Source organism: Mycobacterium saskatchewanense (assembly GCF_010729105.1).
In the GTDB taxonomy this organism is placed as follows: Bacteria; Actinomycetota; Actinomycetes; order Mycobacteriales; family Mycobacteriaceae; genus Mycobacterium; species Mycobacterium saskatchewanense.
Genome location: NZ_AP022573.1, coordinates 1889782 through 1904573 on the forward strand (window position 1 = coordinate 1889782; position 14792 = coordinate 1904573).

Annotated in this window: 12 protein-coding genes; 5 read left to right on the forward strand and 7 right to left on the reverse strand. The window is 63.9% G+C overall.

The genetic code is table 11. The annotated features are described in order from the left end of the window. Positions 1 to 131: 131 nt before the first annotated feature. Positions 132 to 1757, reverse strand: coding sequence for an AMP-binding protein (locus G6N56_RS08680; RefSeq protein ID WP_158090697.1), 1626 nt, complete (start codon positions 1755 to 1757; stop codon positions 132 to 134). 574 nt (positions 1758 to 2331) lie between these two features. Here G6N56_RS08680 and G6N56_RS08685 point away from each other — a divergent pair. Both G6N56_RS08685 and G6N56_RS08690 read left to right on the forward strand, forming a co-directional pair. After that, positions 2332 to 2769 (forward strand): nuclear transport factor 2 family protein, encoded by a 438-nt coding sequence (locus G6N56_RS08685; protein ID WP_158090696.1) that lies wholly within the window; start codon positions 2332 to 2334, stop codon positions 2767 to 2769. Further along, positions 2766 to 3983 (forward strand): CaiB/BaiF CoA transferase family protein, encoded by a 1218-nt coding sequence (locus G6N56_RS08690; RefSeq protein WP_085254892.1) that lies wholly within the window; start codon positions 2766 to 2768, stop codon positions 3981 to 3983. Before G6N56_RS08685 ends, G6N56_RS08690 begins: the two co-directional genes overlap by 4 nt. A gap of 41 nt (positions 3984 to 4024) precedes the next feature. Here G6N56_RS08690 and G6N56_RS08695 read toward each other — a convergent pair whose 3' ends face one another. Both G6N56_RS08695 and G6N56_RS08700 read right to left on the reverse strand, forming a co-directional pair. After that, positions 4025 to 5143, reverse strand: a complete 1119-nt coding sequence (locus tag G6N56_RS08695) for an NDMA-dependent alcohol dehydrogenase (protein WP_085254891.1) — start codon at positions 5141 to 5143, stop codon at positions 4025 to 4027. Positions 5144 to 5327: 184 nt separating this feature from the next. After that, on the reverse strand, positions 5328 to 6824 hold the full coding sequence (locus tag G6N56_RS08700; protein ID WP_085254890.1) for an aldehyde dehydrogenase: 1497 nt from the start codon (positions 6822 to 6824) through the stop codon (positions 5328 to 5330). Positions 6825 to 7254: 430 nt separating this feature from the next. Between G6N56_RS08700 and G6N56_RS08705 the strand changes: the two genes are divergently transcribed. Continuing rightward, entirely contained in the window at positions 7255 to 8469 is a 1215-nt protein-coding gene (locus G6N56_RS08705; protein ID WP_158090695.1) for a cytochrome P450, read from the forward strand. A gap of 31 nt (positions 8470 to 8500) precedes the next feature. Next, entirely contained in the window at positions 8501 to 8692 is a 192-nt protein-coding gene (locus G6N56_RS08710; protein WP_085254888.1) for a ferredoxin, read from the forward strand. 96 nt (positions 8693 to 8788) lie between these two features. Here G6N56_RS08710 and G6N56_RS08715 read toward each other — a convergent pair whose 3' ends face one another. The 3 genes from G6N56_RS08715 to G6N56_RS08725 are packed head-to-tail and all read right to left on the reverse strand — an operon-like array spanning position 8789 to position 12025. Next, positions 8789 to 9871, reverse strand: coding sequence for an MBL fold metallo-hydrolase (locus G6N56_RS08715; protein ID WP_085254887.1), 1083 nt, complete (start codon positions 9869 to 9871; stop codon positions 8789 to 8791). An 11-nt stretch (positions 9872 to 9882) separates the two neighbouring features. Further along, a complete protein-coding gene (locus tag G6N56_RS08720) occupies positions 9883 to 11583 on the reverse strand; it encodes an FAD-dependent oxidoreductase (protein ID WP_085254886.1) in 1701 nt (566 codons plus the stop codon). After that, the gene (locus G6N56_RS08725) at positions 11576 to 12025 is read right to left on the reverse strand and encodes an SRPBCC family protein (protein WP_085254885.1); all 450 of its coding nucleotides are present in this window, start codon (positions 12023 to 12025) and stop codon (positions 11576 to 11578) included. Before G6N56_RS08725 ends, G6N56_RS08720 begins: the two co-directional genes overlap by 8 nt. Positions 12026 to 12182: 157 nt before the next feature. On the opposite strand from G6N56_RS08725, the gene G6N56_RS08730 reads away from it, so the two are divergent. Beyond that, on the forward strand, positions 12183 to 13364 hold the full coding sequence (locus tag G6N56_RS08730) for a flavin reductase (RefSeq protein WP_085254884.1): 1182 nt from the start codon (positions 12183 to 12185) through the stop codon (positions 13362 to 13364). A gap of 53 nt (positions 13365 to 13417) precedes the next feature. Here the strand turns inward: G6N56_RS08730 and G6N56_RS08735 are convergent, their stop codons facing one another. Next, entirely contained in the window at positions 13418 to 14773 is a 1356-nt protein-coding gene (locus G6N56_RS08735; RefSeq protein WP_085254883.1) for an amidohydrolase family protein, read from the reverse strand. Positions 14774 to 14792 lie beyond the last annotated feature (19 nt).

Genomic DNA, 14792 nt, shown 5'->3' on the forward strand with positions numbered 1-14792 from the left:
TCATGCGGCCTCGCTCGGTTCCATCTGCGGCCGTATGCGCGGTGACCACATTCGGGTCGGCGCGCAGCCACTTTTGCCCACCTGCGGCGGTTCAGGTTCCGCCTGGATAAGCGCTGTGAAATTCGGCCGTGTCACTTCTGCGCGGCAACCGTCGGGCTGCTCTCCGGCCCCTTGACGGGCCGCCGCTGAATTCCGGAGCGGGTGACCATGTATCCGTGCTGATGACTGTCCCAGGTCGAGATGGAATTCCCCAGGTCGCGCAACACATATTTCTGCGGCTTTCCCGTCGACGTCTTCGGAATCGAGTCAACGAACTCGTAATACCGGGGAACCATGTAGTGGGGCAGGCGCTGGTGCGCGTATTCGAGGAAGTCAGCGTGCGCGTCGACCGAAGCGGGCTTCAGCACGATGAACGCCTTGACCTCATCCTCGACGCCGCTGTCGGATGGTACTGGCACGCAGACAACTTCAGCGACTGCGGGGTGAGTGGCGATGGCCAATTCCACCTCGTATGCCGAGATGTTCTCACCGCGACGCCGGATCACATCTTTTGTGCGGCCCACGAAATAGAAACGGCCGTCGGGGTCCTGGCGCAAGAGGTCGCCGGTATGGAACCAGCCGTTGCGCCAAGCTTGGCCGGTGGCGGCGAGATCGTTGACGTAGCCCGGACTCATGACGAATGGGCGAGAGCAACGAACGATCGCCTCGCCCGCATGCCCCCGCCGCACCTCTTGATCGTGGTCATCCACGAGACGCACCTCGAAGCCCGGCACCGTCTCGCCGCAGTAGGAGGGATCGTATCCGGGCTGCGCGTAGCCACGAAGCGGAGTCGACGCCTCAGTACTTCCGAGACTGGTGACTATCGTCGGAACGCCGAATCGCTCTCGGAACGCGGAAATATCAGGGGGTATAGGAGAGCTCACCAGGAACCTCATCCGGTGCTCACGCTCGGCGGCTCGGGGCGGCTGACCCATCATCGTGGGAACCATCGAACTGATCAGGACACCGGCGCTGACCCGGGCGTCGCGGGCGACTTCCCAGTACCTGTCCAGGGCCGGCCTGCTACGCACGTAGATCGCGCTCCCGCTCGCCAGGCTGGCGTTCACGTAACTCATCGCAGCGGTGTGAAACAACGGCAGGTCGATCTGGAACACATCGTCTGCCGAGAAGCCCTGGTCCATCAGGATTGTCGAATAGCCCCAGAACGCGTACAGATAAGGAATGCGGACCAGCTTGGACGGGCCGGTCGTGCCTGACGTCATGAGCCACTTTTCGTCGTCCCAGAGCTCGATGTCGCGGGCCAGCACAGGAATGGCGTCGTCGGTTCCCCGTAACGCGGCCGGTTCGACAAGCGCTGCCGGGCAGAAGTTTTGCAGCCCCTCGGCGAAGGTCGCCGCTAGGTCACCAATGATCACGTGGGGTTGGCCGATCGCCAAGGGGCGGGCGAGCATGACTCCGCGCATGGCAGGGTTGATTGGCAATACGACGGCACCCAGCATCGCCGCGCCGAACCACGCGCGCAGGAAGTCGGGTCCGTTGGGAAGAATGATCCCCACACATGTTCCCTGTGAAACACCAAGCTCGCTCAGCACATTCGCCGCGCGGGCTGCCTGCAACAGCGCGTCGCGATAGGTCCAGCAGGCGTCATCCTCGAATTGGGCGAAATGGCGATCGGGATGGACAGCAGCTTTAGACTGCAGGAGGGAGCGGGTGACAACCTGCTCTGATTTCAACGAGTCGAGCAGGCCCTGACTCATCCAATCGGAGGGCGTCAATGGGGGCATAGGTCCTCGTCCTCATCTGATTTCCGTGGCGCCGAAGTCGAGGAGGTCACCGAGCGACATGGACGACATCTGGGATCGGCCACCGGTCGATGCCGACATGCCATCGACCCGCGTGGGCTAAACAGTAGTAAGGCGCCGAAAACCGCCCCGCATCAGGGTGTGAGGTTCCTGCCGCGCCCATACCGTCACCTTAACCAAACCTCGCTTGGTAACCTATGAGCTGCGGTTGGCGCTGTCAAGATCCCCCGTGAATGCGTAGCAGTGACAGCCGCTCGGACCCGCTGGACCACGTCCGACGCGCCGCCCGGTGAGCCCCGTAAACGGCAGCACCGCTTCCTCCCCGCCTTGCGGCCCGTCGGCGGCGTGCGCGGGACGCTCGATCACCCCGCCGCCGCGTCACGGCCGCGGCTCACCCCTACGGCAACGGCGAAGTGCGCGCTTGAATACCAGACATCGCTAGGTTATGTTCGCCTACAGCCTCAATGCACTTCCGGTTCGTCGCAGGTGGCGGCGGATCTGTCGACGTCGCGGTAGTCAAAGGAGCGGGATGAGTCTTCTCGAGGACCTGGCGGGACGTGAAGGCATCCGCGATGTCATCAATCGGTACTGCATAGAGGCCGATCACGGGCGCATCGACCGCCTGCTCGACCTGTTCACCAACGATGCCGAGTATAACTTCAACGATCGAAAGTATCAGGGCCACAACGGTATCCGTGATCTGTTCGCAGAGTCGGGCAGGCGTCTGCGCGTGGCGAGGATGAGGGTTCGTGCGACGCATTGGATGTCGACATCCGTCATCGATCTCGCCGACGGTGGCGCGGCGTCCGCAAGTTCATATGTGAGTGTCCTTGCCAATGGCGTTCTGGACCACTGGGGACGCTACGACGACGAATTCGTCTGCACGACAGGGCGCTGGCGGATCGCTCGGCGGCGATTCCTCCTCGAGGGCGCGGTCCCCGATGGCATCGGATCTGTGCTGCAATGACCGAAAGGACTGGCCCGCTCAACGGCATCAGGGTTCTTGACGTCTCCTGGGTCGGCGTGGGCTGCATCGCCAGCTGGTTGCTGGCCGAGCTCGGCGCCGAAGTCATCAAGATAGAGCCGGTAGACGGCTCCGACAACTTGCGCTCACTAGCCCCTATGGTCGAGGGTGTCGGCGTCAACCATCTGGTATTCGACCGGCACAAGAAGAGCTTGCCGGTCGACCTGCGCAGCGAGGCCGGCAGAGAAATTTACCTGGCGGTGGCGAGAACCTCCGATGCGGTGATCGAGGGTATGCGCACCGGCGTCGCCGACCGCCTCGGGATCGGCGCACAGGCGTTGAAAAGCGTCAATCCGGCCTTGACGTACGTGACGCTCCCCGGTTACGGATCAGGCGGACCGCTGTCCTCGACGGCCGGTCATGACGTGAACTACGACGCTCGGGCGGGACTGCTGTCGTTGATCTGGCCTGGCCCGATTGGGCCCCCACCCGTACAGGCCGCCGACTATTTTGGGGCGTCGCTGGCTGCATTGGCGGTGGTCACCGGCGTCTTGCAAGCAAGCCGGACCGGGCGTGGCGCGATCGGTGAATCGAGCTTGTTCGATGGAGCGATGTTCTCGATGGTGATCCCGCACGCCCAGGCGCTGATGTTGAAACGTGACGTCAGCCCCGAGAACCACATGCTCATTGGTGCGTGGGCCTGTTACGGCACCTACGAATGCGCAGACGGTAAGCACCTGGCGGTCGGTGCGCTCGAGCCGCACTTCTGGAAGCGATTCTGCGAGCTGGCCGGCATCGACGACGAGGGTGCGCAGTACGACAAGAGCCGTCAAGATGTGCTGCGTGCCCGGGTTGCCGCGGTGCTGCGGACACGCACCCGCGACGATTGGGTCGATCACTTTGGGAGTGAGGACGTCTGCGCTGCACCGGTGCTGTCCATAGAGGAAGCCGTTGCGAGTCCGCATGTTCGAGCCCGCGGGAGTGTGACCAGCGTTCAGCATCCGTCCGGCGCCGTGCTCGAGGCCCCCTCGGGACCTTTACGCTTCGCTCAATCAGAATCGGCACTGGAATCAGCGCCGGCACGGGTGCCGACGCTTGGTGAGGGCGCCGAGGAGCTACTCAAGGAAGCGGGATACACCACCGAGCAGGTCGCGCAGTTGGTCGCAGACGGTGTCGTCTGCGTCGCCGGCCACGCCGCGCACGGTGAGAACGAGTAGACCTCGCGCGGAAGCCGGCTCGGATGCGACGCCCCTGACGCTCAGTGCCGCATCTCCACAACCGGCCGAATAACCTTACCGTTCAGAACATCCTCATAAGCTTCGTTGATCTCGTCGAGTCCGTAGGTCTGAGTGACGAGTTCGTCGAGTTTGAGGTCCCCGGTTCGATACAGCTCGATGAGCCTCGGGATTGCAAGCCGTGGCGGCTGAGCGCCGAAGAGCGAGCCTTGAATTCGCTTCTGAAACATCGGGAACATCATCAGGTCAACGGGGATGGAGCCCATGCCACTACGACCGAGCGAGGTGATCACGAGCGTGCCGGCCTTGCGAACGGATTCCAGGGCCTGCCCAGCGATCTCGCTGGTAAGTAGGTCGACGGACACCAGTGTCACGTCGGCCCCCTGACCGTTCGTGAGGTGAGCGAGCCGCTCCGTGGCGTCCGTGATGTCGGCGAACGATTCGGTAGCGCCGAACTTCATTGCCTGATCGCGCTTGTAGCCCGATGGGTCGACGGCCAGGATATGAGCCGCCCCGGCATGCCTGGCACCTTGTACGGAATTCATGCCGATTCCGCCGGTACCCAGGATCACAACGACGTCACCCGGACTGACGTTGCCCGCGTTCACCGCGGCGCCCCAACCGGTCGGCACGCCGCACGACAGCAAGCATGCCGAGGTGAAGGGGACGTCGTCCGGAATCTTGATGACGCTCTGTTCCGGGACCGACGTCCACTGGGAAAAGGTGCCCAGCAGAGCGGTCTGTCCCACTCCTTGGCCGCCGGTCGTGCGAATCCTGAACTGCTCCTCCCCCGAACCCAGTGCCATGATCCGCGCACCCTCGTCGCACAGGTTGCCCTGCCCCGATGCACACCAACGGCAACGGCCACAGCTCGGGATGAACACGGTGACGACGTGATCGCCCACCGCGACCGACCGAACATCCGAGCCGACCGCCGTCACCACGCCGGCGCCCTCGTGTCCTCCGATCCACGGGAAGTACTGGACGGGCGAATCCCCGGTATTGAATGCGTAGTCCGAATGACACAGGCCCGCGGCCTCTATCCGGATTTGCACGTCGCCGGGGCCAGGCTCGGCGACCTCGAGCTGTTCGATTTCCCACTTGCCGGGCGCCTGCCACAGGACGGCTGCGTTGGTCCTCATCAATGACCTCCTCCTAGCAGGACGCAATGTCCATCACGTGGGGCGGATGCGGCGCCCAGTTCTCGAGGCGGCGCCGACCGTGACTGCAAACCAATCAGCGCTTGGTAAGCTAGCAATGCGAAATCGCGGGTGTCAAGTGTGTGCGCGCTTGATCGCCCGCCAGTCAGGGTCACCGGGTGCCGCGTCATGCGGGAAGCGGAGGTGCCGGGGCTATCGACTTGTACTCGATGTAGGCGTTGAACCCTTCGATACCCATTTCCCGGCCGATGCCGGACGCCTTGAATCCACCGAACGGGGCGTTGATGTCCAGCCAGTACTGGTTGACGCTGAACGTTCCGGTACGGATTTGGCGGCCGATGTCAATGCCATGGTCGGTGTCTGACGTCCATACCGATCCGGCCAGTCCATAGTCACTGTCGTTCGCGATCCGTACGGCTTCGGCTTCATCGCCGTAAGGAATGACGACGAGTACAGGCCCGAAGATCTCCTCGCGCGCGATGCGCATGGAGTTGTCAACGTCGGCGAACAGCGTCGGCCGCACGTACCAACCGCGTTCCTGGCTTGTCACGGGATGTGCGCCACCAGTTACGAGGCGAGCGCCTTCCTTCTCGCCGAGGCGGATGTATCCATTGACCCGCTGCTGCTGGCGCGCTGAGACCATCGGCCCGATTTGGGTGTTCGGATCGAAGGGATCTCCGACGACCTGGGCGGACATCATCGCCGCAACGGCCTCAACGGTTTCGTCGTACCGGGAACGAGGTGCGAGGATCCGCGTTTGGGCGATACAGGCCTGCCCGCTGTTGGCGAGCGAAGCGTATTCCAAGCCCGCCGCGGTGGCGGCCAGGTCCGCGTCTTCGAGGATGATGGCCGCCGACTTACCGCCCAACTCCAGACTGCAACGTTTGAGCTGCTCCCCACAGATCGCCGCGATCCTCCGCCCGGCCGCGGTCGACCCGGTAAACGCGACCTTGTCCACCCCGGGATGCGAAACCAGATACTGTCCGACGTCACGGCCCGCGGGCAGCACTGAGACGACACCCTCCGGAATTCCGGCTTCGGCGGTGAGTTCCGCGACGATATTGGAGTCGAGCGGCGTTTCCGGAGACGGCTTGATGACCACCGAACAGCCGGTGATGAGCGCGGGGGCGAGTTTGGCGATCAGGGTGAACTGCGGGGCATTCCACGGGACGATGATCGCGACCACACCAACTGCTTCGCGACGGACGATGATGTCCAGGCCGGTGACCCCGGGCCGGATCTCCTCCCACGGCACCCGCTTGGCATTGTCAAGAAACGTAGCCAATGTCAGCACCGGCGCCGGACCCGTGACGGCCCTGGAAAAGGTTATCGGTGAACCGATTTCATGGCACTGCAGCTCCACGATCTCGTCGAGACGAGCGACGTAGAGATCGTGCAGGCGCCTGATCACCGAAATACGCTCATCCACCGGCAGCCGACTCCACACGCCCGAGTCAAAGCTCGTGCGCGCCGCCGCGACCGCGGCATCGACATCGGCCTCGCCGGCAGCCGGCACCCTGCCGATCGTCTCCAGGTTGTGGGGTGAGATCACCTCTATGGTGTCGTTTGTCGACGGAGAGACCCAGCGCCCTCCTACGAACAGCTCCTTATGGACGTGCAATGTCCGACCTTCCGTCGCTAGGCGTCGCGCCCGCGGCTGCATGCTACTCGTCAGGTACCGGATTGCCTGCGCAGCAGTCGGGCGGCAAAATCTACGGGCGTTAGATTAAGGGTGATCGCTGTCACATGTCAACGCGGGGACCGGCCAGGCTCCGACACTTTCTCGAGCCCTGCAACACCGGCGCAGCGAACGGGCGCCATCGAGTGCCTGCATCTGTCGCACCAGGTCCCGCGCGCCTGCTACCCAGTTGCGGACAGAATATGGCGGGCGCACGGCCCCCACGGCAGGATCAATCCCGTGACCGGCAAGTCGCCGAAGCTGAAACGGAGATTCCCTGGACACCAGGGCGGCGTCGCCACATAATCTAAAGGTGGTTGGTTAATCAGTGCCGATCCGCGAGCAGCCTTGCTGCCCGGTTACGTCGATGCGTGCGCACGGCGTCCGACGACGAAGTCAGAGGGAGTGTCACAACATGTCAGTTGAAAGCGCTCATTCGCACTGCCCGGTGATCGAGTGGGATTACCTCAAGGGTGGCTGTCCGGTGAATTCGGGGTTTGCCCGGCTCTCCGAGCTGGGTAAGCAGTCCCCTGTCGTCGAGGTCGCACCCACCAACGGAATGCCGGGCTACCTGATCGCCGCGACCGGCGAGGCCGTGGTGGAGGTTTTCCAGGACCCGAAGCGCTTCAGCAGCAATGCGGTCATTCCGATCGAACCGGATCCGGAGTATCTCATGATCCCGGTGATGATCGATCCGCCGGACCACACGACGTGGCGCAAGCTGTTGGCACCGCACTTCGTGCCGTCTCGGGTTGAGTTGTTGGAGCCAAGGATTCGGGCCCGTTGCGTCGAGCTGATCGAAGGCTTCGCCGGGAAGCCCACGGTCGACTTTATCGACGAGTTCGCAGCGCAATTCCCGAACTTCGTGTTCATGGAACTGCTTGGGTTGCCGAAAGCCGATTTCGACCAGTTCATGGTCTGGGAGAACAAGATCATGCACGCCGAGAGCGCCACCGACCCGGACCGCAGCGGCGCCCGCCAGGCGATGGTGGAGGTGGCGACCTACTTGGGTGAATTGATCGCCGCGCGGCGCGCCGACCCGAGTCTCAACGGCGATGACTTGCTGTCGGCCGCGCTCCGGTGGGAGATCGACGGCAAGCCGGTGGACACCGAGGACCTCAAAAACCTGTGCATGTTCCTGTTCATCGCCGGCTTGGACACCGTCGCCTCTCAGTTGACGGTGATCTTCCACCATCTGGCGACCCACCCGGAGAATCGAAGACGAATCGTCGAGAACCCCACGATAGTGCCGCACGCGGTCGAGGAGTTCCTGCGCGCCTTCCCCAATGTGGCAACCGGTCGCAAGGTCGTCGCCGACACCGAGGTCGCGGGCGTACCCGTCAAGGCCGGCCAGATGATCCTGCTTCCGACCTCGCCCGCCGGGCGCGACTACAGCGTCTACCCCGACGCCGAGGTGGTCGATTTCGACCGGCCGGTGATTCGCCACGCGACCTTCGGCGCGGGACCGCACCGGTGCATCGGCGCGCATCTGGCGCGCCTGGAGCTCAGAGTCGCCCTCGAAGAGTGGCACAAGCGATTCCCCGACTACTCGCTAGAGGATCCCGAGTCGCTCACCGAGCACACGGGGGGCACCACGGGGATCGACAACTTACGGTTGATTCTGTCGTGACGGGGCCCGTTGTGGCGAAGGTGGCAGACGAATGAAAGTGATCGTCGACAAAGACAAGTGCCAGGGCCACGCAATGTGTCACGCTGTCGCGCCGTCGGTGTACCCGATCGACGACGACGGATATGTGGCCATCGAGGCCGCCGACGTCGACGAAGCTGACCGCTTGCCCGCGATGCTGGGCATCGAAACGTGCCCGGAGCGGGCTATCTCCGCAGTCGATTAGGAGAGCTGCCCACCACGAACCTGCCTCGGCCGGTGTGATGACGACCGCCGGCCGGGGCATCACCGTTCTCGCCGTGGACGGCGGGATGGTCACGGCTCACTTGGTCATCGCGCCCGGTGACGTGTGGTGGACCGGCCAATAGTAGGTGGTGCCCAACCGCGTCTCTGAACCGGCGCGTCCCATCGCGACGAGTAACTCAGCATGCGAAGCGGTTTCGCACACGGCGAGCATCTGGTCGAAGACATTGAGCTCGGACAGCGAGCGCTCACGGCGGGTCCACGTCAGGTGTTCGGCGATCTGGATCCCGGTGCGCGCACCCGCTGCCATGGCGCCTTCCGTCTTCGCGAGACGGCGTTCGTGGTGGGCAAGCAATTGATCAACTCGTACGTGGACACTTCCGGTCACGGGGCCGTGCGCGGGCAGCAGTCGGGCATCGGATCTGCGACGAAGGATTCTCAGCGATTCCATGAAATCTCCCAGAGGGTTTCGCGCCAGTGCGGCCTCGAATCCGATTGACGGAGTGATCGCGGGCAGCACATGATCACCGGAGAAGAGCAGGCCCGCGCGTTCGTCATGGAAAACGATGTGTCCCCGTGTGTGGCCGGGGGTGGGCACCGCCTGAATCACTCGGTTGCCCACCATCGTCGGCCCCGCGACAATCCACTCGTCGGGCATCTCATGGCGCGACGGTGTAAGCCCCTCCTGAAGCGCGTGCTCGGCGAACCGGTCGGCTATCGAATCGGCTCCCATCGACCGCAGCGACGCCAGTTGCCCCTCAAAGGGGGCCACCCACCCTCGTCGCAGCATCTCCATTCCCGCACGCTCACCCTCGCCGAGGGCGATCGTGGCGCCGAATTCCTGCCGTATATGCATGGACAGTTCATAATGGTCGCGGTGCAGGTGGGTGATCAGAAAGGTCGTGATGTCACCCATCGAGAAGCCGATCGTCTTGATGCCCCGCTCGAGCAGCGTGCGCGCCTCGGGAATGTTCCAGCCACTATCGATGAGTGTCAGGCCATCGTCGGAGACGAGCACGTAGACGTTGACCGCGCGGAGCCCATCTTGCGGCATCGGCAACGGGATGCGAAATACGCCGTCGGCGACGCGAAACACGCCAGGCTCGCCCCAATCCGCGCTTCCGTCGGCCCGCACGCTGCCGGGGCGCGCCGCTTCTCCCATCACGCTGCGCCTCAGGCGTATACGGTCGTATCGGCGCCTCGGCCGAGATCCAAGGCCCCCGAACGGGTCGGCTGGTTTGCCGCGTGCCGCCCCGCCAGGTATCCGAAGGTAACGCCGATGCCCAGGGTGCAGCCGGGGCCCCAATAAGCCTGACCCGACGGGGAAGCCACGCAGTTGCCGGCGCCGTAGAGTCCCGGGATCGGCCGGTCGCGCGTGTCGAGGACTCGTCCGTGCGCGTCGGTTGCGGGGCCGCCCTTGGTATCGAGAGCGCCCGCCCCGAGGATCACGCAGTGGTACGGCCCGGAGTCGCGCAGCGGATACATCGAGTCGTTCTTCGCGTCGGGCCGCGTCTTGGACGCCCAGGCCTGCTCGATCAGGGTTTCGCCACGGCGGAACTCCGGGTCCTTGCCCGCGCGCGCGTAGCCGTTGAACACCTCCACGGTCCTTGCCACCTCTTCGGCGAACCCCTCCCCCAGCTCGACGGGTCCCAGTTCCGGCGCGAGTCTGCGCAAGCGCTCGGCGATGTTGCCGGCCAGCTCGTGCCAGGTGCTTCCCGAGATCAGATAGGCGGGGTTCTCCTCGGGGAACGGAACCGGGTAGCGGCCCATTCTACTTCCACGAATCGACGGGTCCTCCCGGAGATCAGAGGTTCTGACAGCCTCGTCGAAGATCATGAACAGGACGCGGTTGCTGTAGTCGTGATGGCCTGTGTCCCAATGAAAGTGGGCTTGGCCGCGATCGGTGTAGGGCGCCTTCTCGTTCGCTGCGCGTCTACCCAGCCGGTTCACCATCAACATCGAATCGCCATACGCGTAGAACACATCACGGCTGGTGACCCGATGGTGGAGGGCTTGCTCGACCACCAGTTGCGTCCACCACGCATGGGTCATGTTCGCGAACTGAGCTCCGTTGCGCAACGCGATCCCGACGAGGTCGCCCGTGCACGTCATCTCGCCCGCGCCACCGAAAATCGGTCCTCGCAGCCAGTCCGAGGCGAGTTGGGCGTTGTGCAGAAACCCGCCCGAGCCGAATACCACCCCCCTGCGGGCGCCGATCAGCAGCGTCTCGCGGCGGTGGCGCGCTTCGACTCCGATGACCTCCCCGTCGGTGTTGCGCAGCAGGTCGACCACCTCGCACTGCAGCATTGTCTCGTTACCTCTAGCCTCAGCGGCGCCGCGTAACCGTAGGGCGACAAGCTCCCCGCCGCCGGGGTCACCACGCTTCCAGTCCGCCGGCAGTTTCGGCGCAAGCTGGTGACCCCAGGTCACGCATTCGGGTAAATCGCTGTAGTAGTCCGGAAAGTCGTGGCCCCACATGTCCAGCACGCCGTCGCTGGTCAGCTCATCGACCACCTCGGCGGCGTGATCAAAGAAGCACTCGATCAACTCGAACTCGCGGGTGGTCAGCCCAAGCGTCACATCATCGGGGCGATACTTCGCCGGGTAAGCGCTGCGGGCCATGTAACGAAGCATCCGGTCGCGGTCATCTGTGATCCCCAGGGCACGCAAGTGGAAATTGTTCGGGATCCACATCCCGCCACCAGATCTTGCTGTGGTGCCACCGGGGTGCTCGGCCTTGTCGCACATCACGACCGATGCCCCGGCCCGACTGGCTGCCGCCGCCGCGGATCCGGCAGCCACGCCGGTGCCGACCACGACGACGTCGACGATGCGGTCCCAGATATCGGCGTCCCAGTCGATGGCCTCAGGCATTGCTGCGACCCTTCCCTTGAGCTTCCGCAGCTACTGCCGCGATGATCTGGGTCAGCATGCCCGAGATGTTGGCGATCATCTTCGACTCCCATTCCTGGTCGGTGTCGAACTCGCTCGACCACTCGATGAAGGTACGGTCACCGTCGGTGACCTCCCGGACCTGCGCGGTTCCGATGAAGCTGCGCATGCCCCGCGGGAGTTGACCCGGAAAGCCGTATTGGATTCGGCGCAACAGATCGTCACGGGTGAGGAGCACCTCCTCGACGACGTCCTCGTCGGCCAGTACGAGACGCCGGACGGGGCGGGTCGGGTCGATGTCGACGAGCACGTCGCATCCCTTGCACCCGGGAATCCAGCGGCCCACGGCGCCAAAGTCACGCACGAGCCCCCACACGGTGTCCACACCGGCGTCGATCACCGTACTGGCATAGGCCCTGGTCATGTGTAGCTCCTGGTCACTCGTGTTCGCGGCCACAACGATCCGCTGCCCGGAAGGGCCGCCACGGTATGTTATACCGTAATAATACAACGGCGATAGATTATCGGGCAGGAGGAGCAGCCGGGGTGGGCGCAGCTCGACACGGTGATGGGGAGGCCCGATGACCGGCCCGCTGTTCGACCCACGCCGCTTTCGCGACGTGCTGGGTAGTTTTCCGACGGGCGTTGCCGTGATCACGGCAACAGACGACACGGGGCAGCCGACCGGTATGGCAATCGGATCGTTTGTATCCGTCTCGCTCGAACCGCCGCTGATTGGGTTTTACCCGAGCCGGTCGTCGCGCAGTTTCGCGCGAATGCGTACGGCAAAGTCGTTCTGTGTCAATGTTATCGGAGCCCACCAGGAAGATCTGTGCCGGACGTTTGCGGGCAGCGCCCAGGATAAGTTCGCCGGCATAGACTGGGAGCCCGCGGCTTCAGGCGCGCCACGCTTGCGTGGCGTTGCGGCATGGATTGACTGCGATTTCGAGTCGATAATGCCCGCTGGTGATCACTTCCACGTGCTGGGACGGGTCCGCGACCTTGCCGCCGCCGATGCCGCGCTGCCTTTGATCTTCTTCCAGGGCGGCTACGGGCGCTTCTCTCCGGCATCGATGGTGGCAATCCCTGAGCCCGATGTCATCGGATATCTCCAGCATGCGGACCTGGCTCGTGACGAGATGGAGGCCCTGGCGGCCGAACTCGACGCGGAGGTGCTGTCCACCGCTATGGTGGGAGACCAGCTTGTCGTCATCGCCGGCGCCGGCAATCCGGCGGCTGGGTCACCGCGCACCCGCGTGGGTCAGCGCTCGCCGCTGGTGCCCCCGCTGGGCACCCTGTTCGTGGCCGCGGCCGGCGACGTGGCCGAGCGCGCATGGCTCGACCGCGCCGGTCCTTCGCTCAGCGAGAACCAACGGGACTCCTACCGGGCGATGCTCGAACGAGTGCGTGCGCGCGGCTGGTCTGTCACGCTGGCCAGCAACACCCAGCTCGAACTCGAGCGCATCTACCACCACTACACCAACACCGACCGATCGCCGGGCGACGCCGATCGCATCCGGGAACTGATCGCGTCGGTGGCGGAGCACTACGAGCCTGCAATTCTCGATTCCGATCGACCCCTTGATGTCCGCATGATCAGCGTGCCGGTAGTCGATCAGACAGGATCATTGCGGCTGTTGCTATCCGTATGGGGCTTACCGTCCCCGTTGACCGGCAGGGAGATTGAGTCTTGTTCGGCGCGTCTTCAGCTGTCGGCGGCCCGGATCGGCGCGATCGCGCCGAATCGTTTGCCGCACAGTTGAATCGGCGATACGTCCACCCGAAAGCTGCGTAGCCCTTAGCTACTGCTGAGGTGTCACAACGCGGGCAGCAGCAGTTCCGGGTTGGTGACGAAGAATTTGCGCAACACGTCCTCACCCAGCGGCGCAAGATTGTCGAAAAACTTCTGCTTCGAGCCCTTCCCGCCCTCAATATGCGGGAAGTCGCTGGAGAAGCTGAACACGTCCGACAGATGCGGATAACGGGTGAAGTACGAGGCAACGTCCTCGAAAGGGAAGGGGCCGATGCGAACGTTGCGGTTGATGTATTCCGAGGGCTTCATCGACAGGATGCCGGTAAAACGCCTGTGAAACTGCTTCTCCCAAAGGTCAAGGCGCTCCGCAAGGGGACCGATCCACTGGGCGGTGATCTCCAGCGACCCGAATCGCAGAGTCGGGTGCCGTTCGAAAACCCCACCTAAGACCAGGACGGTGAGGAAATTCTCGTGGGTGAAGTTCATCGTCGCACCGAAGTACGGTTCGACCGGAAACTCCAGCGACGCGAAGTCGGCTCGCTTGAACTGCGGGACCCGGGAGGCCCACCGCGACGACGCCAGGAACGGGAACTCCGTTCCAATATGCAGGGTGACGGCGATGTTCGCGTCGGCGAGCAACTTCCACCAGGGGTCGAGGCGCTCATCTGCCGGCGACATTCCAGCCGGCGGCTCGCCGCCTGGAATCATCAGGGCCCGCGCTCCGCCGTCGATCAACCGCTGCGAGTCGGCCATCATCTGTTCGAGGGACTCGGTCAGGATCAGCGCCACCGGGCGCACACGGTTGTCGTCGACCTCACCGATGGTGCGCAACACCCAGCCATTGTGGCCGGCGATCACGTCCCGGCCGAGCTGAACGCGGTCGACTCCCTCGGGGTCGTACCCAAACCATTTGTGCGCCTCGGGATTGCAAGCCAGCATTACACCGATCAGCGCGAAGTTGGGAAAGACCAGCTGGCGCGCGACGCCCATCGCGTCAAGCACATCGACCCTGCGCGACATCTTGATCGCCGATGGCGCCGCCGGGCCTTTGATCTCCCAAACAGTCTCGGGGTCAATCTCGTCGTCGTCGGCACCGAGGTCGTCGCGCCGCATGGAATTCTCACCGAGGTTGTCGACCATGGACGTATTGGCAGCCAGCTCGGTGAACTTCACCGCTGCCTCACCGAACGCCTCCGGCCACATATGCAGCGGGATCATTTCGTGTGAGTCGATGTCAAGGATCGGACCGAGATCGGCGAGGACGTCCGATGTCTGGGCCGAGGGGGATGTCGTTGCCGATGTGGTCATGCGTGACCTCCTTAACGCGCGGCACCCGCTGTTCCGCTCTACCTTACAGTGTTTGATTATTGCCCCAGGGACAATCGCAGTCAAGTTCGTGCGGGCCTGAACGGACGGCATCACTGCCCCGAAGGGGGGC